The following is a 24,096-nucleotide window of genomic DNA, read 5'->3' as shown; positions in this document are numbered from 1 at the left end:
AAACAATATGCTTAAAAAATTTATTTTTATAATTATTTCTTACCTAATAAATTACAAATCAATTAGTGGTTGGAATGTTATATTAAGGAAAAGCACTATTTCCAATTTAAATTGTAAATTTTATAACCATGTTTTAGTCATAAGCTCTACAATCAATAGCCACGTTAAAATCCATTCCGAGACAACTATTATTAAATCCATATTGCATGGTAATAATAAAATTGGCAAGGACTGTTCTATTGTAAATACGGAGTTGGGTCAATATTCTTATGTTGCTGGAAATAGTCTAATTCATAATGTTATTATTGGTAAATATTGCTCAATTGGTCATGGACTAAAAGTTGGTTTAGGAATTCATCCCACAGACTTTATAAGTACATGTCCCATGTTTTATAGTGTTTCAGACATACCAGGAGTAAAAATTAATGAAAAAATATATTTTGAAGAATATAAAACAACAAAAATCGGCAATGACATTTGGATAGGTGCCAATGTGTTCCTTAATGAAGGGATTACAATTGGTGATGGAGCTATTATTGCAGCTGGAGCAGTAGTTACTAAGGATGTTCCTAATTATGCAATTGTAGGCGGCGTACCCGCTAAAATAATAAAATATCGACATTCACCAGATGTGATTGAAACACTTAATAAAGTTAAGTGGTGGGATAAAGATATTAGTTGGATAGAAAAACATCTTCCCTTTTTTCAAAAATCAATAACAGACAAAACCAATTTTGAAAATTTTATTTAAGCTTTTTATCTTATAATTTATCCATGAAAATACTCTCTATTCAACCAGCTTCTCTATATCAAAATGGAGGAATGGGTCGTTTATTACGTCGTCTTTACAAAGGACACGAAAAGGACATTATTGGATTATATGTTAATAATAACTCTTCCATAAAAAAAGGGGAAATTAATGAAATTTCAATCTCTGCATTCCCAATACATAGACCATGGATGCGATGGAAATTTAGAGATTTATTTATATGGATGCGGGAATCTCTTTTTTGCAATTTAACAAAACACAAACTAAAGAGAACCGTTTCAAAAACACAATTTGATGTTTTGCACATCATAAATTACGGTCCTTTTTTCGGAATATTATGTGATGAAAAATTATTAATTAATAAACAATTATGGACTTCTTTTCATGATCATTTCTTACTATGTAGTTCCTACAATGATGTTCAAAAATTATGGAATCTATCCAATAGAAGATTAATGATTTCAAAAGAATTAGGGGAGGAATATCAAAGAATTTTTGGCTTTAAAGAATTTGAACTTATAACCGATGGGGTTTCACAGGAGGAAATTAGTAAACCTAAAGAAATTAATCAAAATCAAATTAACATATATTTTTCAGGGCTATTACATTTAGATTATTATCCTCTTTTTAAAGTACTAATTGAAGCTTTAGACCTATTAACAGTTGAAGGTTATTCATTCAAACTAATAATAAGAGGTACTCAAAAAATAAAATTTTTAAAACCTGAAAAAATTGAAATAGATTATAGAATAAATTTTATTTCTGATGAAGAAATAAAAAAAGAATTAGATATGGCAGATATTCTTTATTTACCAATTAAATTTACTAAGCCAAATTTTTACTTATATAGTTTATCCACTAAAATGATAAGTTATTTAGGAGCCGCTGGAAAAATACTCTATCATGGTCCATACAATAGTGCAGCTTGTAATTTATTACAAGAAAATCATGCAGCTATTTCTTGTGTATCCCTTGATGTTGAAGAAATGGTTAATAAGCTTAAAGAAATAATAAATGCTGATAAAAAATTATCCATTAACGCTAAAGAATTAGCAAAATCTAAATTTGAATTGGAAAGTATTCAAAAAACATTTTGGAAGCAATAATAATAATTTGATTTCAAACTCCCAAGCCAAGTTATTCGTTTATTATAAAAAAACCAAAATTAGTAGGTGTATACCTGAAAAAATAATTAATAGCAGACCTAAAAAATTCAATTATTTTCTTCTAATATCCGATTATTTCAATAACCAATGAAATTTAACTATTTTATTCAACAATCCCTTTATATTCTTCGCCATAGATGTATTAAGAGAACATCCAATTTCTTAAACAATATTTGGTTAGTAATAAATGGGATGAAAATAGGCAAAGGTACACGTTTGTCTAAATGCGATGTGACTTGGCCTCACCAAGTTTCTATTGGAAATTATTGCACACTTGAAAATAATATCTTTTTTAAATATGATGGCATTTGGAAAGTTGGACCATCAATAATTATTAAAGACAATGTATTTGTAGGAAATAATTGTGAGTTTAACATAACAACTAAGTTAACAATAGAAAATGACTGTTTGATTGCTTCAGGCTGTAAATTTATAGATCATAATCATAATTTTAGTTCTGTCACAAAATTAATCAGAAAGCAAGTTAGCACTAATAAGCCAATTCATATAGGTCCAAATGTTTGGCTTGGGTATAATGTAGTTGTACTTATGGGAGTTGAAATTGGAGAAGGAGCAGTTGTAGCTGCAGGATCAATAGTAGTAAAATCTATTCCCCCATTTGAAATTTGGGGAGGTGTTCCTGCAAAAAAAATAAAGAACAGATAATTTACGTTAAAAGCTCAAAAAAATGCTATTATTTGTTAGAATAAAACAGGTTGTCCGATTACTGACACAAAGAATAACCGGTATAAAAATTGCCATAATTGGGGGTTACCATGGTGTGAATCTTGGAGATATGGCATTAGGTTATTCTGTAAAGGAAATATTAAATAAAAAAGGAATTAAAAGCGGACTTCAAACTATATATTCATTAAACAATTACCCATGGGCAAAAACTAAATTTGCTATAATTGGTGGTGGCGCAATAGGATATAAACAAAGTTTGATTAAAGTTACTAATCGATATAATTCTAATTGGAATAATATAGCTTTATTAGGAGTAGATTATAATGATTCAAATTATGAGCAATCGGATGAAATAATGGAACTCTTAAAAAAATCTTCTTGGTTGAGCTGTAGAAATGAGAAACAATCTATTCTAATGCAAAAATTAACTGGGAGAGAAGATATAATTTATCATCCTGATTTAGTTTTTTCTTATAAAAAAGACTTTTGCAAAAAACAAAGAGAAATTAATAGTAAGAAAAAAACACTATTAATAAATGTTGTCCCTCTATATGGCACTATTAAAGGAGAATCATTAATTCCTAACATTCAATACAAGGAAGAAAGACCAGAATTGTATGAATCTTATAATGAAATGATTAAAAATTATATTGAAGGTGTCCGATTAATTATTAAAGATGCTCTAGCTAACGGATATAAAGTTGAATCAATGCCATTTACTCCGGGAGATGCCGACATGGCTCGGATAATTGGGAAGGGATTAAAGATGAAACACAATAATTATTCGGATAATCCTTTTAAAATATTAAAAAAAATGGCTTCTGCTGAAAAAATATTTGCAACACGTTATCATGCAACAATATTTGGAATAAAACTAGGAACTCAAATAATGCCAATGGCTTATGCGAAAAAAAACGAACTTCTTTTGGAAGAATTTGGCTTTATAACGGAACAATTTATAACCTCTAAAGATTTAGCTAATGGAATTACTTTGTCAGGAAAATACTTACATTTTAATACTGATATTGTAGAGAAATGGGAAAATAATTGTTTTGATGTAATTAATAAGTGTGTAGACATTGTTCTATCTAAAAAAAACGCCAGTTAAATTGAAGATCCTTTTCCTTTGCGGCTCTGTAGAACCAGGTAAAGATGGTGTAGGTGATTATACTCGACAATTATGTGGAGAATTAATTAGAATGGGGCATCAAGCCTTGATAGTATCATTGTGTGATAAGCAAGCAGATAATTATCTTTGCCAAAGCCAACTAATTGGAGCAACTTCCGTTATGATTAGACGCATTCCTATAGCAACATCCTTTAATCAAAGGCTGACTTGGACTCAAGAAATGATAAAAGAGGAAGCACCCGATTGGATTTCTTTGCAATTTGTGCCCTATAGTTTCCATCCTAAAGGCCTACCCTATTGGATGCCTAGTTTTTTAAATAAACTAAAAGGGGATTACAAGTGGCATATAATGTTTCATGAAATGTGGACAGGGATTTCAGTTATTTCTCCTTTAAAACATAAAATTACTGGTTATTTTCAAAGGCTTATCGCCAAAAAAATAATTACTACTATAATTCCAAGTTCCACCACAACTTCCAATTTTCTATACCAACTAGTTTTGGATGCAGGAGGAATATCTAACGAAATTCTTCCTTTATTTAGTAATATTCCAATAGTGAAAATTGATGATGAATTTAAAAAAGATTTATTTTCTAATTTAAAAATTAAGGAAATTGATGTTGACAACTATATATTTACGGGTGTTTTTGGTTCAATTTATCCCGAGGCTAATTTGGATGTGGTTCTAAACGAATTGCTTGAAAGAGCTACTTCTAGTAATAAAAAGTTGGTTTTTATAAGTTTTGGAAAAATTGAAAAAGAAAGTGAAAAGAAATTAGAAAAACTAATGAAGGACTTTTCTCAAAACATTCAGTTTCTAAACTTTGGAATATTAAATGAAAAAAGAATATCCACTTTACTCCAACTATTAAATATCGGAATTTCTTGCACACCATATCAGCACCTTGGAAAAAGTGGTGTTTATGCAGCAATGAAATTACATGGTTTAGAAATTATGATTTCTTGTAGAGAAGAAATTCCAGAGTATACTAATCAACTTCAAGAGAAAATGCAGGAATTCATTAACAGACCATCCGAAATGTGGAGCCCAGAATATGTTGCAAGAAATTTTATCTCTTTAATAAAATAAAAATATTATTTTAGAATAAACTCAGGTACCCAAAGAGTACTAAAATAATAAGAAATTTTTATATATGAAAAAAAATAAAATAATTAGTATTGACTCTACTGTTGGCGGAAATGGAGATGTTTGGATGCGCCTGGTTAGTTTATATACAATTAGTTCATTAAAAACAGATATTCAGTTTTACATTAAAATACCATTATTTTTAAATAATTTAGCTACTTATACATTTGGAGATCGTTTAATAATAATTAAGGATAGCGAGTTTATCTGTGAGTACAATTTTACATCTTTAGGCATAAAAGATTTACTGAAAGACTTACTAAAAGGACAAAAATTTATTAGTCCGTATGCAAGATCGGTAATACATGACAAGAAAAAAAAGGAAATAAAAGATTCCATTAATCTGATACTATATTATTTCTTGGATACTTTTGGATGTATTCAAGTACCAAATAAGAAATGGATTGAAGTATACCAAGGATATCTTGATATTATAGGAATAAAAAAAATAAGATCTGTTTCCTATGAAAGTTATTTAAAGCAATTAGAAATAGATTATCCTTTTCTAGTATCGAAATTAGGAAGCACTATTCCTATTTCACCAGAACTAAAATTACCAGAAGACTTAAAACAAAATATTGTTGTTTTCCCAACAGGCACAAGTAGACAATTTATACCAATTTGGTGGGCAAAAAAAAATATGCCTGATGCTTATTATGCATTCTTTTACAAAGATAAAGATGCTGATGAATTTATAGAAAACAAATTAAAAGTAATTCATTTTTTTGAGGAACCCGGAGATATTATTACATTGTCTCACAACGCAAAATGGACACTAACTACGGATAGTTTTCCTTCGCATATATTGCAATATGCGACAGAAAACTGTACGGTTACTATAATAGAAGTACTTAAATCTCGAATAATTTCTCCAATATTTAAAGGAAAAGTAGTTGATTCAATAGTAAATTGTCATCCTTGTCTCCATTTAATTCGTTCTGTAAATTGTGCAGCAGGATATAAAGAGTGTCTGAATTGGAAAAACATTGATTACTCCAATGACATATTAAATAAATTAAATTAATTTATGTATTTAGCAAGGTCAACAAGTTTAATTTTAGATATATTAAGGCTAGCTGCTGCTCTTACTGTTGCCTATTATCACTTTTTTTTATTACTATTTTCAAAAAATAATTATTTTCTTGAAGTTTTTTCAGACTTAGCACATTTTTCTGTAATTATATTTTTCGTGCTTTCCGGATATTTAATTGGCTATACAACAACTAATAATAACAGGGGATTAAAAAAATATTTGACAGCAAGATTTAGTCGACTGTACTCCGTTTTATTTCCAGTTTTAATTATTATGTTTATAATTGAAAAAATTATTGGATTAATAAACTATTCTTCCATTGCAGGACTTACAAGAGGTATGTCAATTGGTAGATATATTATGTCCGGTATGTTTTTAAATGAAATATGGTTTTTTTCGGCAGCACCACCATTGAATGCGCCACTTTGGTCCTTAAGTTTTGAATTTTGGTTTTATATAATATTTGGATTGTGGTTTTTCCGTCAAAAAAACAATTGGAAATTAACAGCATTATTTATTTTATCTATTTTAATTTCTGGCCCAAAGATTTTAACTATGTTTCCGGTATGGATATTTGGAATGTTAGCCTTTAAATTACCTAAAATAAAAATTAATGAAGGTCGGACTTTAATAATAGCTATACTTTCAATAGTAACTTTGTTTGTATTATTTAAAATGCCTGCATTGCCATTTGAAATAGGAACTAAACCAATGTATTTTGCTGGACAATTTATAAAAGATTGGTTTTTAGGTTTATTATTAGGTACACTATTTTGGTTATTACCTCTAATTCAAATAAAACAAGAAAGTTCTCCATTAATCTATAGATTTAGAAAATTAGCAGACCTCACCTACACTATCTACTTAATTCATTTGCCATTGATATATTTATTTATTCAATTTATTGATTTAAATAAAATAAACTTGGTGCGCTTTTTTATTTATTCTAGTTTAATTATTATTATTTCTGGAAGTTTAGGTTATGTATTAGAAAGTAAAAGAAAATTTTGGAATTTGCTTTTTGAAAAGTTGTTCTCTAAACTAAAATTCATTTAAATAAATATGAATAAAATTGTATCATTCTATTTGGATTTACTCCGCATATTATCTGCTTTTTATGTTTTTATATTCCATGTTGGATCTGGTGAAATAGATACTAAATTAATATTCTCAACTCCTCACTTTTCAGAAATATTAGGATTAAATTATTATTCAGCACACTATTTTGTTATTGTATTTTTTGTGCTTTCTGGATATTTAATTACTATGTCAGCATCGAGACCAAATATTTCTGTAAAAACTTTTATCACAGCTCGCTTGGGCAGATTATACTCTGTTTTAATACCAGCACTATTTCTATCGTTCTTAGTAGCCAAATTTTTAATTATTGGCAATTATTATCCTTTAGATTTAATTAAAAATAACACATTACTGGTTCAAAGGTTTATTTTGAATGCTACATTTTTATCGCAATCTTGGTCTTTAAATGCTACACCACCATTAAATAACCCATTTTGGTCAGTGCAATATGAATTTATGTATTATTTAATAATCGCTAGTTGGCTGTTAGTTAAAAACCGATTGAAATACATTTTAATATTATTAATTATACTTATATCCGGGCTTAAAGTAATGATGCTTTTCCCTTGTTGGTTATTAGGTAGTTTGCTTTATTATTTAATCTCAAAAAAGAAAACACTTAATTTTGGAATATCCGTAACGTTGTTTTTTTCTACTTTAATCCTTTTAGCTTTAATTCTATCAGGAAAACTACTACTCCCTTTTGAAAAACCAATTGGAGATCACGATTTTTATGGATTTTTATTGTTCTTTTCTTGGAACTTTAAAGCAGATTTAATTTTCTCCTTCCTTGTTGCAACTAACGTTTTTGCAATCTTTGGCCTATCTAAGAAAATGGAATATTTCAATTCAAGCGTAGCATTTAAAAAATTACATTCTAAAATTCAAATAATATCAAATTGCTCTTATACATTGTATCTATTTCATTTACCACTATTATTTTTATTTTCGACAATAGTTCCTTATGACAAAACCAGCACTATTCATCAAATTGGTTTAATATTTTTGGTATTATTAACCGTTTATTTCATAGCCAAACAAACAGAATGGAAAGTAGAATTATGGAGAGGGTTTGTTGAAAAAGCATTTAATTTTGTAGAACAAAAATACATTCAATTAGCAACCTCATTTAGCAAAAACAAATTATAGAAATGGGAATATCTATTTGCATTCCAACTTATAATCAGGCAGACTATATAGAGCTTGCTGTTAGAAGTGCTTTAGAACAAACCATACCAATTCTTGAAATTATTGTTTCAAATGATTGTAGTACTGATACTACAAAAGAAATTTTAGATAAATTATCCAAAGATATTTCAATTCTTAAAGTTGTTCATCAACCAAATAATTTAGGGATTGCTCAAAATGTAAATGCTTGTCTTCGCCTAGCTAAAGGAGATTACATTATCCGACTTGATTCTGATGATTGTTTAATGCCAAATTTTGCCGAAAAATTAGCCTATCAATTTTCTTTATTCCCAAATGCAGGTTATGCTCATGCTGCCGTTGAAGAAATTAATCCATTAGGAACAAAACTTAGAATAAGAAATTTATCACGAAGATCCGGATTTCAAAGTGCCGATGTCGCATTAAAAGAAGCTATTAAAGGGTATAAAGTTGCCGCTAATATTGTAATGTTTAGTAAACAAGCCCTTGAAAAAATTAATTTTCTAGATTCAAAAGTTAATTTTGCCGAGGATTATTTTATGGTAACTAAAATTTCTGCAGCCAATTTCGGAAATATTTATTGTAATGAAATACTTTCAAAATATCGAGTATGGACTGACAAAAATAAAGTTAGACAAAAAAGAAAACGGGAAGAAATTATTGGACTTACAAAAGTTTTTCAAGAAGTATTAGAACCTGTTTATAAACAAAAAAAATGGTCGTTATTGCCTCTATATAAGACACGAGAGAATCTAGCTATTAGACATTCGGACTGCTTAGGCTGGAAGGCATACACAACAATAGAAAAGGAAGAATTAAAATCAGTGATCTATCAACTTTCGTCTAGTTCAAAAGTAATAATATACATTTGGATCTTTTTAAATGGATTTGGATTTATTATTGTTAGTTATTCTAAAACCATTTTATTTATTAAAAGTTTTATAAAAAATATTTTGTTTCGCTTACGTAACTAAATCTAATTATGATATTTTTATCTCATCCAACAGGAAATGCTAATGTTAGAGCAATAGCAAAAGGTTTAGCTTCAAAAGGTATTTTATATCAATTTAACACTACCATTGCTGCTTTCCCTGGAAACATTTGGTTTACACTAGGAGGATTTGGCCCTTTGGCTGAATTTAGAAAGCGAAATTTTGATACTATCCTACAGCCCTTAACTAAATCCTATCCATGGTATGAACTAGGAAGATCATTAGCTAATAAACTTAAAATAAAAAGTTTAGTTAAACATGAAAGAGGGAAATTTAGTATTGATCAAATCTATATTCGTTTTGATAAACAGGTAGCTAGAAAATTATTGAATGCAAAAAAAAATGGCGTAACTGCTGTTTATGCTTATGAAGATGGAGCTTTAGAAACTTTTAAAGCAGCCAAAAAACTAGGTTTAATATGTATTTATGATTTACCTATTGCCTATTGGGAAATAGGAAGAAAATTAATGCTTGAAGAAGCCATAAGATTACCAAATTGGGCAGAAACACTTGGTGGCGGAATTAAAGATTCTCCTAAAAAATTAGAACGTAAACGTAAAGAATTAGAATTAGCAGATATAGTAGTAGGTCCAGGTTCTTTTGTGTTAAATTCATTGCCAGAATGGGCTAAAAATAAAAAAACAATTCAATCTCCTTTTGGATCTCCTAAATTTATTGAACCTAATTGTACAAAAGAAACCAATTCAATGGGAATTTCAAAACCATTACGAATATTGTTTGTTGGTTCCATGGGACAACGAAAAGGTTTAGGCGATTTATTTGAAGCAATGAAATTAGTAAACAATCCAAATATTGAATTAATTGTCTTGGGAACTTTGTTGGCTCCTCTGGATTTTTATAAAAGTGAATTTGCCAATTTTAAACATGAAGTTGGAAGAGCGCATTCTGAAGTATTAACATTAATGCAAAGTTGTGATGTTTTTTGTTTGCCTTCTATAGTAGAGGGAAGGGCTTTGGTCATGCAAGAAGCAATGAGTCAAGGTCTACCAATAATTATTACCGCAAATACTGGTGGTGAAGATTTAGTAATTGAGGGAGAAACTGGTTTTTTAATACCTATACGTTCTCCAAATGCAATTGCTGAAAAAATAAATTGGTTTTTTGAAAACCAATCCTGCATATCTGAAATGGGTGAAAAAGCAAAAATTCATGCTGCAAAATACACGTGGGAAAATTACGCTGAAACAATATACAACGAATTAACTAAATAAAATAATACCATTACACAAATCATAAATGAATAATTCAATAATATCAAATCTTAAAAAAGGAATATGGTTATATTTTTTCCTTTTGATTTTTGAAGGAGCATTAAGACGTTGGGTCATTCCTAGTCTTGCAAGTCCTTTATTATTAATAAGAGATGTTTTAGCTGTATATTTACTAATAATAGCAATAAGAAATAATTATTATCCTAGTAACCGTATAGTTCCATTAGTTTTTTTAATAGGGATAATTAGTATTTTTACTGCACTATTTTTTGGACATGGTAATTTATTTGTAGCGTTATATGGAGCACGGATTTTGATGATTCAATTTCCAATGCTATTTTTAATTGGCCACATATTTAATAAGCAAGATGTTATTGATATGGGAAAAGTAATTTTGTGGTTAGCTATTCCAATGACAATATTAATAACAATGCAATTTTATAGCCCACAATCAGCTTGGGTTAACAAAGGTGTTGGAGATAATATTGAAGGTGCTGGATTTTCAGGTGCCAATGGTTATATGAGACCTCCAGGTACCTTTTCTTTTACAACAGGTAATGTTACTTTTTTTTGTTTAGTAGCTTGTTATGTATTTTATTTTTGGTTGAAACCACAATTAATTAATAAATATTTATTAATTGCAAGTAGTTTAGCTCTGCTTGTAGCAATTCCAACTTCTATTAGTCGTACCCTATTTTTTCAAGTATTTATTTCCACATTATTTTTTATATGGGCAAAATCTAGCCAACCAGGTTTTTTGAAAAACTTTAGCCAAATAGTAATAGGCATAAGTATAATAACGATTCTGTTTCTAAATTTTGACGGATTAAATGACCAAATAGGTGCTTTTTGGGAACGATTTACCAAAGCCAATGAAGTTGAAGGCGGATTAAGAGGGGTGTTTATGGATCGTTTTTTAGGAGGTTTAGTAAGTTCATTTTTTAGTATAGACGACAAAAATATTGTTTGGGGACAAGGTATAGGTATGGGTACCAATGTTGGATCTCAATTATTGACTGGAAAACTTTCATTTTTAATAGCCGAAGGAGAATGGGGAAGAATTATTGGTGAAAGCGGAATGGTATTAGGACTTCTTATCGTGTTAATACGTATTCAATTATCTTTTAATTTGCTTTATAAATCTTTTATTAAATTAATTAATGGAGATGAATTACCATGGATATTAGTAAGTTATGGATTCTTATTACTATTACAAGGTTTATGGGCACAACCTTCTAATCTTGGTTTTTATGTACTTACAGGAGGTTTACTAATATCTTCTTTAAAAACAAACGAAGATGAATCTATAGAAGAAAATTAATTCAACATTTTAGATGAATATTATTTTAATCGGAAATTACAAACCTGACAATCAATTTAGTATGCGAATTTTTGCAGAATTGATAGAAGAAGGTTATAAAAAATCAGGACAAAATGTTTTCGTAATGCGCCCAAATATTTTTTTTTCGAAAATAAATTATACTAAATTAAATACTAATAAATGGTTAGGATATCTTGATAAATTTGTATTGTTTCCAATGAAACTTTTAGTAGTGAGAGGAAAAAACTTTTTACTACGACATCCTGTTCATTATCATATTTGTGATCATTCAAATGCATTTTATCTTCATTTTTTACCAAAAGATAAAACAATAATTAGTTGCCATGATGTATTGGCAATTCAATCTGGACTTGGATTTACTGACACCTATTGTTCTACAACAAAATCAGGAGTTGTTTTGCAAAAAATAATATTAAATGCACTTTCTGGAGCAAAAAAATTAGCTGCTGTATCTGATTTTACACTCAATCAACTTATAGCAATTGATGTAAAACCTAATATTATAAAAAACTGGAAGGTAATACACAATACATTTTCAAAAAAGTTTTCTCCTTCAAATGAAGATAATATCCATAAATTAACCACTAAATTCGGGCAATTAAAAGGTAAAAAAATTATTTTGCATGTTGGCTCTAGTCTGGAACGAAAGAACAGAAAGTTATTGGTAAAAACTCTATACGAGTTGCAAAATGATTGGGATGGAGTAGTAGTATTTGCAGGAGATTCATTAAGCGAAGAAGTACTTGAATTAATAGAAAAATTAAAAGTTACTGATAAAATAATACAAATCTATCGTCCGGATAACGAAGACATTGTTGCGCTTTACTCTATTTGTCAAGCTATGATTTTCCCATCTTATTCTGAAGGTTTTGGTTGGCCTATTATTGAAGCCCAGGCATGTGGAGCACCTGTAATTACAAGTAACAAAGCGCCAATGATGACCGAAGTTGGTGGGAATGCTGCTCTTTATGCCGACCCAGATGATCCTATTTCCTTTGCAAATCAATTTCGAAAATTAAATAATGAAGTTTTTAGAGCAGATGTTATTCGTTTAGGATTTGAAAATGCAAAACGCTTTAATTTTGAAAATACAATAAATCAATATATCGAATTAATTCAAAAATAATAAAACATGCTAATAGTAAAGTTAATTACTTTTTTATTGCCCTGGCGCTTAAAACGATTCCTGCTGATTCGATTTTTTAAATACGAAATTCATCCCTCAGCTAAGATTGGATATTCATGGATATATCCCAAGAAATTGATAATGAATTCAAATTCTAAAATTGGGAATTTAAATATTGCCGTACATCTAGATTTAATTTCTATTGGAAAATACTCTAGCATATCTCGTGGAAATTGGATTACCGGTTTTCCTTCCAAAACAAATTCTAAACATTTTTCACATCAAACTGAACGGGAATCAAAATTACTAATAGGAGAACACTCTGCAATTACAAAAAATCATCATATTGATTGCACTAGTACTATAACTATTGGAAATTTCGTTACTATTGCAGGTTATAACTCGCAATTATTAACGCATAGTATCAATATTCTTGAAAACAGACAAGACAGTAGTCCAATAATAATTGGGGATTACTGTTTTGTAAGCACTAACGTTGTTGTATTAGGGGGAGCTCATTTACCTTCCTATAGTGTTTTAGGAGCTAAAGCAATGTTGAATAAAAAAATGAATCAAGAATACTGTTTGTATGGAGGAATTCCAGCAAAATTTATTAGTGAAATTCCAAAAACCGCAAAATATTTTAATCGCTCCATCGGATTTATTTATTAAGATTAAAATAAAACCAAGAGGCATTCTATATTTTTATTAGTATCCATAAATTATAAATTTTGAAAATTTTACATATTATTTCTGGGGTGAATCCTAAAAATGGGGGGCCTATTCAAGGCATACGTAACTACCAAAATGACTTAGAAAGTTTGGGTATAGAAAGACATATTGCCACATTTGAGGAGCCAAAAGAAATAGAACTTTGGGGTTTTCATGATAGTTTACAATTCCATGCATTTGGAAAACCAAAAACATCTTGGCAATACAATGCATCACTAATCCCATTTTTAAAAAAAGAAGCTTATAACTTTGATATAATAATACTTAATGGTTTATGGTCGTACCACAGTTATGGAGCTATAAAAGCATTTTTATGGTTAAAAAAAATAGGTTCTAATAAAAAAATACCGAAATTATTCGTCATGCCCCATGGCATGCTTGATCCTTGGTTTCAGAAAGATAAAAGCCGTCGTTGGAAGGCATTGCGAAATTATTTCTATTGGCATTTAATCGAAAAAAAAGTAATCAATAATGCAGATGGATTATTGTTTACATGTGAAGAAGAAATGTTGTTAGCTAGAACAACCTTTAGTGGCTATCGACCAAAAAAAGAGTGCAATATTGGATATGGTATAGAAGCTCCTCCTCCCTTGACAGAAGGAATGAAAATTGACTTTCAAAATACATATTCTTTAGAATCCAAACAACCTTATATTCTTTTTTTAAGCCGTATTCACCCAAAAAAAGGATTAGATTTGTTATTAAATGCCTATTCTGAATTATTAAATAATTCAGAGTTTGCAAATAAAGTTCCAAATTTAGTTATTGCAGGTCCCGGAATAGAAACTGGATATGGGGAAAAACTGATAGAATATTTAAATAAAAATCCTAAAGTAAAATCAAAAGTATTTTTTGTAGGACATTTATCTGGAGATGTTAAATGGAGTGCTATTTATGGTTGTGATGCTTTTATATTACCAAGTCATCAAGAAAACTTTGGCATTGCTGTTGCCGAGGCATTGGCTTGCTATAAGCCCGTTCTAATAACCAATAAAGTTAATATTTATAGAGAAATTGAGCAAGGAGGAGGTGGAATTATTAGTGAAGACACTTTAGCTGGAACAGTTGAGAATCTAAAAAAATGGATGGACTTAAGCACTAATGCCAAAATAAAAATGGGACAAGATGCCTTCTTGGTATATAAAAACCATTTTGGTGTAAAAAACGCAGCAATTAGATTATTAGAAGCAATAAAATAAAAATCAGTAGAATAAGCATTCAAATAATTTGCATTGGTATGCTTATATTAAATACAGTCTATTAACAGGAACTATTAATAAAAATAAACTTGGATTTATCAACTTATAAACATTCTTTTAGTTTAAAAAATAAAATCGGAAGATTACTATGGAATTTAACGTTTCTAATTTTGTTTCGTCCTTTTGCCTCTAGAATATTTAAAAAATGGAGGGTCTTGATTTTAAAATGTTTTGGTGCCAAATTAGAATGGTCCTCTCATGTTTATGCTTCTGTAAAAATATGGGCACCTTGGAATTTAGAAATTGGTGCTTATTCTAGTTTAGGTCCCAAAGTAGATTGTTACAACCAAGGAAAAATAATCATTGGCGAAAATACAGTAATTTCTCAAAAGACCTATTTATGTGCTTCTTCGCATGACTATAATTTAAAAGATTTTCCTTTAGTATTGAAACCAATTTTAATTGGTAGCGGAATATGGATTGCTGCAGAAGCTTTTATCGGTCCCAGTGTTATTATAGGAAATAATGCAGTTGTTGCTGCTCGTGCAGTTGTTGTTAAAAATGTAGATGCTAATACAATTGTTGGAGGTAATCCAGCGAAATTTATTAAAACTAGAAAAATTGAATAAAATACCAATTACTGTAATTATTTCGGTTAAGAATGAAGCGCTTAATTTACCCTCCTGTTTGGAAAAACTTAACCGGTTTAATCAAATTATCGTCGTAGATTCAAGTAGTACCGATGCTACTTTAAGCATCGCTACTACCTTGGGAGCAGAAGTATTACAATTTGTTTGGAATGGAAAATTTCCTAAAAAAAGAAATTGGACATTGCAAAACGCCAACATCCTTAACGAATGGGTTTTGTTTTTAGATGCCGATGAATTTGTAACACAAGACTTCATTAATGAAGTGGAAATTAAAATACAAAATCCAAACTACAATGGTTTTACAATACAGTTTGAAAACTATTTTATGGACAAAAAACTGCGATATGGATATGGGTTTAAAAAAACAGCCCTATTTAAGAAAACCAAAGGAGCTTATGAAAAAATAGAAGAAAACTACTGGAGTCACTTAGACATGGAGGTTCACGAACATCCTATTATAGACGGTAAAATTGGTCTTATTGATGCAAAAGTAATTCACAAAGATTTTAAAAATTTAGAACATTATATAGACAAGCACAATGCCTATTCCAGTTGGGAAGCACAGCGATACATACAACTAAAAAAAAATAATAACGGGAAGTTGTCTTTAAATCAAAAAATTAAATACGGACTTCTTAATACGGGTTTACTGCCCATGGTTTATTTTTTAGGCGCCTATTTTTTAAAATTAGGTTTTTTAGACGGTAAAGAAGGTTTTTACTTAGCCCGATATAAAGCAAATTACTTTTTTCAAATTCAAACTAAAGTCGCTTGCTTAAAACAAAGAAAATAATTATTAATATAGATTATTGATTAATAAAATTCTCATTAGTGACAAATAGTAACAATTAAAAACAAATAATTGTTAACAATACTAAAAACAAATGAATTTCGACTATTTCTAATCAATATTTTTATATCTTTCAAAACAATTTAATTTATATATGCAATTCTCGATAATTACAATAAGCTTTAACCGTAAAGCAACTATTGCTAAAGCTATAGAAAGTGTTCTATCTCAAGACTATAAAAATATTCAATATATTGTCATTGATGGAAATTCTACCGATGGAACAAAAGAAATAATAAACACTTATTCGGATAAAATAAGTATCCTAATTTCAGAAAATGATAATGGTTTATATGAAGCCTTAAACAAAGGTATGCGCTTAGCAACTGGAGATTTAATAGGAATCATGCATTCCGATGATGAATTTTATGACACAACAGTAGTGTCACAAATAGCAGCAGCATTTCAAAAAAATCCAAATACAAACGGATTTTATGGCAATGGAATTTATGTAAGCAATGATCAACAAAAAAACATCATTAGGGATCGCATTTGTGGAGAATATAGTGATAAAAAAATAATATCCGGATGGTTACCCTTACACACTTCTGTTTATTTAAAAAAGAATGTAATGGAAAAATATGGCTACTATAATGAAGAATTTAAGATTGCTTCTGATACAGAACTATTATTGCGCTATTTACACCACCATAAACTTGAGCTAACTTATTTAAATATCTATTTTGTAAAAATGAGAATGGGTGGATTAAGCACGGATTATAATAATTTTTTTAAAGTACTATTAGAAGACTATAGAATTTATAAAAAATTTGGATTACCTGCATATAAAATAGTTTTTTATAAAAAAATCCTTACGTTAAAACAATATCTGAAAAACCAAAATAAACTTAAAGAAATTTAATTATTGCATACTAAAAGGGGATATGGTATTTTTAATTTAAATTACAACTGGCTACTAAAATTGTTTAATAAAATATAAACAACTTGACTTTTTGTAAGAATAAAAATATAAATTATTTTTAATTTAATATCTCAAATACATATCAACAAATTACTTAAACTAATGTAATGATTAGATAATCGAAAATTAAGTGATTACTACCCGAATAATTAAAACTTCTATACAAACCAAAAAAATTTAAGTATTTAACTAAAAAAAACAAATCTTAAATCATAAATTATTAAATTTGCAATCCTAAATTCTACTATTAAAGCATATGAATAAATCTATTTTATATCTCAGCTTAACACTTCTTCTATTGACTTCCTGTGTTTCTAAAAAGAAAATTTTATATTTTCAAGATTCAGACAAGTACGCTTCCGTTAACATAAGTCAATTGGAAACTAAAATTCAAGTCAACGACATTTTAAGTATAACAATTAGTTCCTTTGTTCCAGAAACAGCTGTACCCTATAATTTACAAAATTATAGCGGAACAACTAATATTGAATCCCTGAAATTAAATGGCTATTTAGTAAACAGCAAGGGTCAAATAGAAATGCCAATTTTAGGAACTGTTACAGTAAAAAACAAAACTATTATACAATTAAAAAAAGAAATAAAAGACCTATTAGAACAAGGAGAACATATAGTACAACCTAGTGTGACTATTAGAATTTTAAATGGAAAGGTTACCATCTTAGGAGAAGTAAATAATCCAGGGACTTACGCTTTTACAGAACAATACATCTCACTACCACAAGCCTTGGGGTATGCAGGAGATTTAACTATAAATGGTAAAAGAAATGACATATTACTAATTCGAGAAATTGATGGGGTTCGAGAAATATCACATATTAATTTAACAACTGCCAATTGGATGAATGATCCCAAATATTCTATAAAACAAAATGATGTAATTATAGTAAATCCTAATAGCAAGAAAATTCAATCAGGAGGATATAACATCGGAGATTTAAGTGCTATTTTGGGAATTACTTCTTTAATTGTAAGTTTACTAATTTTATTAAAAAAGTAATTCAAAATGTTAAAAAATAAAAAAGACTTTTCCGAATTCTCAGAAGAAAAAAAGCCTACACCTATATATGAAATTATAGGAAAATATATGCAATATTGGCCTTGGTTTATAGTTAGTGTTATTATAACTATTTCTTTATCAATGCTTTATTTACGTTACTCAAACAACATTTATAAAACTTCTGCTTCAGTTAAAATTACTGAAGAAAACAGTCAAAATGTATCCGTTGATTTGTCTAAAATATTTACTAAATCTACCATAAATTTAGAAAATGAAAAAGCAATTTTTAAATCCTATCGACTTTCTGAAAAATTAGTAAAAGATTTCAATTTAAATGTAAGGTATATATATAAAGGAAATATTAAAGAAAGTAATAATTATACTCCTCCATTTTTAGTAAGCTATAAAAATTCTAATGATAGTATATATGAAAATTTAAAATACACTATCACTATTACTAAAACAGGATACTCAATAATAGATGAAAAATCTGGTGAAAAATACAATAAAAATGGATACTGGATGTACAATTCAGTGAAAAAATTTCCAATAACTATTCAGCCTGCAGCAAATCATAATATTATGAATAGTGTTGGTAAAAGTTATATTGTTTCTCTAATTCCAATAAAAGCTGCTACTTTACATTTGAGTAATTCTATATCAGTGGGCCAAACTGAAAAAGGGAGTGATATATTAAATTTATCCATAACTGGACCAGATGGAAAGCATTCAGAATTAATTTTAAATGCACTAATTAAAGCTTATGAAGAGGATGGCATTAAAGACAAACAAGAAGTGTATAGAAAAACAATTGCTTTTGTTGATGATCGCTTTGTGAAAATAAAAAAAGAATTAGATTCTATCGAGGAATCAAAAAAAGTATATAAAACCAGCAATGATTTAAGTTTTATTCAAAATGATGCAACAAATAGTTTAACAAATAAATTTGCAAAAGATCAAGCTACTTATGATTTACAATTGCAAATGTCCTTAGCTAAAATGCTAAAAGAAGATTTAGAAAAACAATCTGAATATAGTTTATTACCTCAAAATATTGGAATTCAAAACGCTACAATCAATAACTTTGTACAAGATTTCAATACTAATGTATTACAATTCCAAAAAATGCATACAACAGCCGGAAATAACAATCCTGCATTACAAATTGTAAGCACTGCTTTAAACAATATAAAAAAGAACATAAACAACTCAACTCGGGGATATATACAACAAATACAATCTACTATTAATAAGAGTGAAGAGGCAGAAAAAAATGCACATAGTGACTTCTCTAAAATACCCGAAAAAGAGAAAATTTTACGAAGTATAGAACGCCAACAAAATCTTAAAGAAAGCTTATATTTATTGCTATTACAAAAAAGAGAAGAAGCATCGGTGAATAATGCAATCACCAATTCTAATACAAAAATAATTGATTATTCAATAACGGATTCTAATCCTATTTCACCAAAAAGACAAACAACTTATCTAACGGCATTTTTACTTGGTTTATTTATTCCATTCGGAATAATCTTTATTTTATTCACTTTAGATGATAAAATACACAAAGCTGGAGACGTAGAAAAATTATCAAAAGGAATACCTTTATTATCTGAAATTCCAAATGTTACAGAAACTAAAGATGGATTAACCCAAAAAACTGAAGCTTTCCGAACATTAGTTAACAATACTAATTTCATCACTCCTTTTGATACAAAAGAAGGAAAACTAATATTTGTTACCTCAGCAAAAAAAGGAGAAGGAAAAACGTTTGTAGCATACAATTTATCCTCTGCTTATGCTAATTTAGAGAAAAAAACAATATTAGTAGGTACCGATTTTAGAAATCCACAATTACACAAACATTTACAAAAAAATAGAAATGATATAAAGGGGCTTTCTAATTATTTGCATCAAAGCGAATCGAAATGGAGAGAATTATTATATCGACAAAAAGAAAATGATAGTGAATTTGACATATTATTAGCTGGAGATATACCACCTAACCCAACACTATTACTATCCTCTCAAAGATTTAAAGATTTAATTGAAGAATTAAAAAAAGAATATGATATTGTAATATTTGACACAGCTCCTTCTCTGCTAGTTTCTGACTCTTTAATTATTTCTAACAATGCAGATACTACACTATTTGTTGTAAGGTCTGAAATAACCGAGAAAAGATTAGTCGAATATGCCGTGAAATTAAGCGAAGATAAAAAAATCAACAATGTTGCTTTTGTTTTAAACGGAATTAATTTTAAGAATATTTATGGATATAATTATAGTTATAGCTATGGTTATGGATACGGATATAACTATGGATATGGTTACGGTTACGGCTTAGATGAAGCAACTAAAAAATGGTACCACCGAGGATTACTTGGAATTTTCGTTAGAATATTTTCTAAAAAGAAGAAATCTAAAGAAACAGAATCTTAGTAAAAAAAAATAATATACAATTAAATACGCTTTGTAATTACAACCTTCAGTAATACAAAGCGTTTTTTTATCTCTTATCCATGTACTGTTTCCGACTTTCCATAATTAGTGATTAATTCTCCTTCAAAGTCTAACCATTCTTTCCAACGTTTATCAACATCAACTTTTTCGGTATATTTTCTTGCAAATTTCAAGAAAGTTGTATAGTGACCTGCTTCGCTAATCATCAAAACTCTGTAAAATTCTGCCAACTCTTTGTCTTCAATGTTTTGGGATAGTACTTTAAAACGTTCACAACTTCTAGCTTCAATCATGGCTGAAAACAACAATCGATCTACAAAAGCATCGTTACGACTTCCGTCTTTTTTCATGAATTTAAAAAGCTCATTTACATAATGGTCTTTACGTTCTCTACCCAATTTCAATCCGCGTTCTTTGATGATGTTGTGCACCATTTGAAAATGCTCAATTTCTTCTTTGGCTATTTCCAACAAATCAGTTACTAAATCTTCGTGCTCCGAATTATAAGTAATAATTGTAATGATATTGGTTGCTGCTTTTTGTTCGCACCATGCATGATCGGTAAGGATTTCTTCAATATTCGATTCTACGATGGTAACCCATCTTGGGTCGGTAACTAATTTTAAACCTAACATTTGTATAGTATTTTAGATAAATGCAAAATTATGTCTTTTCTTTGTAAATGAATTGGATATTATGCTAAAATCTAAAAGTTTATTAATTATTGGTTTTGTTTGGCCCGAGCCTAAATCATCGGCGGCAGGCAATCGAATGATGCAATTAATTGAATTGTTTCAGGCAGAAGACTATCCTATAACTTTTGCAAGTACTGCTCTGAATTTAGAATTCTCCGAAGACATTTCTAGTATTGGAGTTACAGCAAAAACTATCGAATTAAATTCAATCACTTTTGATAATTTTGTAAAAGAACTAAATCCAACTATTGTTTTATTTGACCGATTTATGGTAGAAGAACAATTTGGCTGGCGTGTTTCAGAAAATTGTCCAAATGCTTTAAAAATTCTAGATACCGAAGATTTACATTGTTTACGTCATGCAAGACAATTGGCTGTGAAAGAAAATCGAAACTTTATTTTAGAAGATTTATTTTCGGATGTTGCCAAAAGAGAAATTGCTAGTATCCTACGATGTGATAGGTCGCTGATGGTTTCCGAATTTGAAATGGAATTACTTCAAAATCAGTTTAAAGTTTCAAAAAAATTATTGTACTACTTACCCATTTTTGCCGAAAAACTAGATGCAATTCCAACTTATAAGGAACGGGAAGATTTTGTTTTTATTGGGAATTTTCTTCACGAACCCAATTGGGATTGTGTTAAATATTTATCCGAAGTTATTTGGCCTCTATTGCATTTGAAATTGCCAGATGCTAAACTATTCATTTATGGCGCATACCCTTCGCAGAAAGTTCTAGAACTCCATAAACCCAAACAAAATTTTTATATAATGGGAAGAGCAGCTAATGCATTTGAAGTTGTAAAAAAAGCTAAAATAGTCTTGGCTCCAATTCGTTTTGGTGCTGGAATAAAAGGAAAATTAGTTGAAGCGATGCAATGCGGAACACCGAGCGTAACTTCTGCTATTGGTGCCGAATCTATGAATGGCGATTTAGGTTGGAATGGATTTATTAAAGATACTCCAAATGATTTTGTTGCTGCAGCAATTTCACTTTATCAGGATGAAAAACTTTGGAAGCAAAGTCAGGAAAACGGTTTTGAAATCATTGAAAAGAGATACAAGAAAGCTTATTTTGAAAAAGAATTTTTTATTGAAATTAGTTCGCTTTTAGAAAATTTAAAACAACATAGAAATAATAATTTTATCGGCTCTATATTGCAACACCACTCGCTTTCAAGTACCAAATACATGGGTAAGTGGATTGAGGAGAAGAATAAAATTAAAATATAATATTTTTATGTATTTTTGATTATTTTTAACTAAAATCTATGAAGTAATCATCGATAAGTAGTTCGGTTTATTACTCTAACTTCTGCAACAATTCAGCAAAAGTAATTTGGGTTTGAGCACCTGAAACTATATCTTTTAAAGTAAATAAATCCCCTGTTATTTCTTTAACTACAAAAGGAATTCCTCTTTTTTCGGCATGCTTAAATTGTTTGTCCATTTTAGCAGCATCCGGATATAATTCGGCTTTAATATTTTGATTTCGCAATTTTTGAATAGCCTGCATAGCCTCAAATGCTTGTACATCACCAAAATTTAAAAACATAACTTTAGTAGAAGTAGTAACTGTTGGAGGAAATAAATTCAATTCTTCCAAAACTAAATAAATACGATCTAAACCAAACGAAATTCCTACGCCACTCATGTTTTTTAATCCAAAAATACCAGTTAAGTCATCGTATCTTCCGCCACCACCAATGCTACCCATAGCTACTTCTTTGGGTGCAGATACTTCAAAAATAGCTCCGGTGTAATAATTTAATCCACGAGCTAGAGTAACATCCAAATCTAAAATTGCTTTTTGCAGTCCAAGTTTGGTTACGTTTTCACAAATGAATCGCAGTTCTTCAATTCCTTTTTTTCCTTCTTCGGATGCCGAAAGTAATGCTGAAAGTTTCTCTATTTTTTCTTGTATTGTTCCTGTAAAATTAAATAAGGGTTGCACTTTAAGCAATGCTTCTTCGGAAATTCCTTTTTCGAGCATTTCTTTTTTTACGCCTTCCTCCCCTATTTTATCTAGTTTATCCAGAGCAACAGTAAAATCAATCAATTTATCGGAAGCACCAATAACCTCAGCAATACCAGATAAAATTTTACGGTTGTTAATTTTAATCGTAACGCCCTTCAATCCTAATTCTGCAAAAACAGAATCGTACAACTGCACCAACTCCACTTCTTGCCATAAAGACGTAGAACCTACCACATCAGCATCGCATTGAAAAAATTCTCTAAACCTTCCTTTTTGTGGACGGTCGGCACGCCAAACAGGTTGAATTTGGTAACGCTTGAACGGAAATTCAATTTCGTTTTGGTGTTGCACCACGTATCTTGCAAACGGAACGGTCAAATCGTAACGAAGTGCTTTTTCGGAGATTTTTCTGGTTAATTGTTTGTAGTTTATAGTTTGTAGTTCTTCCGAAGAAACTTTATCCAAATAATCTCCAGAATTCAATATTTTAAAAATCAAGCGATCGCCTTCTTCTCCGTATTTTCCCATAAGGGTATCGGAGTTTTCAAAACTTGGCGTTTCTATGGGTTGGTAACCGTATTTTTCAAAATGATTGCGCATTATCGAAATAATATAGTTCCGTTTAGAAACCTCAATTGGTGAAAAATCTCTTGTACCTTTAGGGATGCTTGGTTTGGATGCCATTGTAAATAAGTTAGAAGTTGGAAGTTGGAAGTTA

General features: G+C 29.4%; 22 protein-coding genes. 20 read left to right on the top strand and 2 right to left on the bottom strand.

What is annotated here, in order from left to right:
• Window positions 1-7 precede the first annotated feature (7 nt).
• The 19 genes from ACIQ2J_RS02410 to ACIQ2J_RS02320 all read left to right on the top strand — a co-directional run bounded on the left by ACIQ2J_RS02410 (window position 8) and on the right by ACIQ2J_RS02320 (window position 20,683).
• Window positions 8-751 carry a CatB-related O-acetyltransferase gene (locus ACIQ2J_RS02410; protein ID WP_396166247.1) on the top strand — a complete coding sequence of 248 codons (744 nt, stop codon included), beginning with the start codon at window positions 8-10 and terminating at the stop codon, window positions 749-751.
• A gap of 23 nt (window positions 752-774) precedes the next feature.
• Entirely contained in the window at window positions 775-1,875 is a 1,101-nt protein-coding gene (locus ACIQ2J_RS02405; protein ID WP_396166245.1) for a glycosyltransferase, read from the top strand.
• Window positions 1,876-2,022: 147 nt separating this feature from the next.
• Window positions 2,023-2,601: an acyltransferase gene (locus ACIQ2J_RS02400; RefSeq protein ID WP_396166243.1), complete on the top strand. Its 579-nt coding sequence runs from the start codon at window positions 2,023-2,025 to the stop codon at window positions 2,599-2,601.
• 22 nt (window positions 2,602-2,623) lie between these two features.
• Window positions 2,624-3,730: a polysaccharide pyruvyl transferase family protein gene (locus ACIQ2J_RS02395; RefSeq protein ID WP_396166241.1), complete on the top strand. Its 1,107-nt coding sequence runs from the start codon at window positions 2,624-2,626 to the stop codon at window positions 3,728-3,730.
• Between the two features lies 1 nt (window position 3,731).
• Window positions 3,732-4,841: a hypothetical protein gene (locus ACIQ2J_RS02390; RefSeq protein WP_396166238.1), complete on the top strand. Its 1,110-nt coding sequence runs from the start codon at window positions 3,732-3,734 to the stop codon at window positions 4,839-4,841.
• A gap of 64 nt (window positions 4,842-4,905) precedes the next feature.
• On the top strand, window positions 4,906-5,922 hold the full coding sequence (locus tag ACIQ2J_RS02385) for a hypothetical protein (RefSeq protein WP_396166236.1): 1,017 nt from the start codon (window positions 4,906-4,908) through the stop codon (window positions 5,920-5,922).
• A 3-nt stretch (window positions 5,923-5,925) separates the two neighbouring features.
• On the top strand, window positions 5,926-6,987 hold the full coding sequence (locus ACIQ2J_RS02380) for an acyltransferase family protein (protein WP_396166233.1): 1,062 nt from the start codon (window positions 5,926-5,928) through the stop codon (window positions 6,985-6,987).
• A gap of 6 nt (window positions 6,988-6,993) precedes the next feature.
• The gene (locus ACIQ2J_RS02375; RefSeq protein ID WP_396166231.1) at window positions 6,994-8,160 is read left to right on the top strand and encodes an acyltransferase family protein; all 1,167 of its coding nucleotides are present in this window, start codon (window positions 6,994-6,996) and stop codon (window positions 8,158-8,160) included.
• A gap of 2 nt (window positions 8,161-8,162) precedes the next feature.
• Window positions 8,163-9,152, top strand: coding sequence for a glycosyltransferase family 2 protein (locus ACIQ2J_RS02370; protein ID WP_396166228.1), 990 nt, complete (start codon window positions 8,163-8,165; stop codon window positions 9,150-9,152).
• Window positions 9,153-9,160: 8 nt separating this feature from the next.
• Window positions 9,161-10,402 carry a glycosyltransferase family 4 protein gene (locus ACIQ2J_RS02365; RefSeq protein WP_396166226.1) on the top strand — a complete coding sequence of 414 codons (1,242 nt, stop codon included), beginning with the start codon at window positions 9,161-9,163 and terminating at the stop codon, window positions 10,400-10,402.
• 25 nt (window positions 10,403-10,427) lie between these two features.
• Window positions 10,428-11,723, top strand: a complete 1,296-nt coding sequence (locus ACIQ2J_RS02360; RefSeq protein ID WP_396166223.1) for a hypothetical protein — start codon at window positions 10,428-10,430, stop codon at window positions 11,721-11,723.
• A 13-nt stretch (window positions 11,724-11,736) separates the two neighbouring features.
• Window positions 11,737-12,870 (top strand): glycosyltransferase family 4 protein, encoded by a 1,134-nt coding sequence (locus tag ACIQ2J_RS02355; protein ID WP_396166221.1) that lies wholly within the window; start codon window positions 11,737-11,739, stop codon window positions 12,868-12,870.
• A gap of 141 nt (window positions 12,871-13,011) precedes the next feature.
• Entirely contained in the window at window positions 13,012-13,542 is a 531-nt protein-coding gene (locus ACIQ2J_RS02350; RefSeq protein ID WP_396166219.1) for an acyltransferase, read from the top strand.
• Between the two features lie 59 nt (window positions 13,543-13,601).
• Window positions 13,602-14,801: a glycosyltransferase gene (locus tag ACIQ2J_RS02345; RefSeq protein ID WP_396166217.1), complete on the top strand. Its 1,200-nt coding sequence runs from the start codon at window positions 13,602-13,604 to the stop codon at window positions 14,799-14,801.
• Between the two features lie 215 nt (window positions 14,802-15,016).
• Complete coding sequence (locus ACIQ2J_RS02340) at window positions 15,017-15,430, top strand: putative colanic acid biosynthesis acetyltransferase (protein WP_396166215.1); 414 nt, start codon at window positions 15,017-15,019, stop codon at window positions 15,428-15,430.
• On the top strand, window positions 15,423-16,244 hold the full coding sequence (locus tag ACIQ2J_RS02335) for a glycosyltransferase family 2 protein (RefSeq protein ID WP_396166213.1): 822 nt from the start codon (window positions 15,423-15,425) through the stop codon (window positions 16,242-16,244). Before ACIQ2J_RS02340 ends, ACIQ2J_RS02335 begins: the two co-directional genes overlap by 8 nt.
• A 151-nt stretch (window positions 16,245-16,395) precedes the next feature.
• Window positions 16,396-17,163 carry a glycosyltransferase family 2 protein gene (locus ACIQ2J_RS02330; protein WP_396166211.1) on the top strand — a complete coding sequence of 256 codons (768 nt, stop codon included), beginning with the start codon at window positions 16,396-16,398 and terminating at the stop codon, window positions 17,161-17,163.
• 316 nt (window positions 17,164-17,479) lie between these two features.
• Window positions 17,480-18,241 (top strand): polysaccharide biosynthesis/export family protein, encoded by a 762-nt coding sequence (locus tag ACIQ2J_RS02325; protein ID WP_396166209.1) that lies wholly within the window; start codon window positions 17,480-17,482, stop codon window positions 18,239-18,241.
• Window positions 18,242-18,247: 6 nt separating this feature from the next.
• The gene (locus tag ACIQ2J_RS02320; protein WP_396166207.1) at window positions 18,248-20,683 is read left to right on the top strand and encodes a polysaccharide biosynthesis tyrosine autokinase; all 2,436 of its coding nucleotides are present in this window, start codon (window positions 18,248-18,250) and stop codon (window positions 20,681-20,683) included.
• Window positions 20,684-20,757: 74 nt separating this feature from the next.
• On the opposite strand, the gene ACIQ2J_RS02315 is transcribed toward ACIQ2J_RS02320, so the two are convergent.
• Window positions 20,758-21,339, bottom strand: coding sequence for a tRNA-(ms[2]io[6]A)-hydroxylase (locus tag ACIQ2J_RS02315; protein ID WP_396166205.1), 582 nt, complete (start codon window positions 21,337-21,339; stop codon window positions 20,758-20,760).
• A gap of 61 nt (window positions 21,340-21,400) precedes the next feature.
• Here ACIQ2J_RS02315 and ACIQ2J_RS02310 point away from each other — a divergent pair, with 61 nt between their 5' ends.
• The gene (locus ACIQ2J_RS02310; RefSeq protein ID WP_396166202.1) at window positions 21,401-22,633 is read left to right on the top strand and encodes a glycosyltransferase; all 1,233 of its coding nucleotides are present in this window, start codon (window positions 21,401-21,403) and stop codon (window positions 22,631-22,633) included.
• A gap of 70 nt (window positions 22,634-22,703) precedes the next feature.
• Here the strand turns inward: ACIQ2J_RS02310 and hisS are convergent, their stop codons facing one another.
• Window positions 22,704-24,062, bottom strand: coding sequence for a histidine--tRNA ligase (hisS, locus tag ACIQ2J_RS02305; protein ID WP_396166200.1), 1,359 nt, complete (start codon window positions 24,060-24,062; stop codon window positions 22,704-22,706).
• Window positions 24,063-24,096: the final 34 nt, after the last annotated feature.

Origin of the sequence: Flavobacterium sp. (genome assembly GCF_044357305.1) — a bacterium.
Taxonomy (GTDB): Bacteria; Bacteroidota; Bacteroidia; order Flavobacteriales; family Flavobacteriaceae; genus Flavobacterium.
The sequence above is the reverse complement of the archived record's forward strand: the minus strand, read 5'-3'. Positions and strand labels throughout refer to the sequence as shown.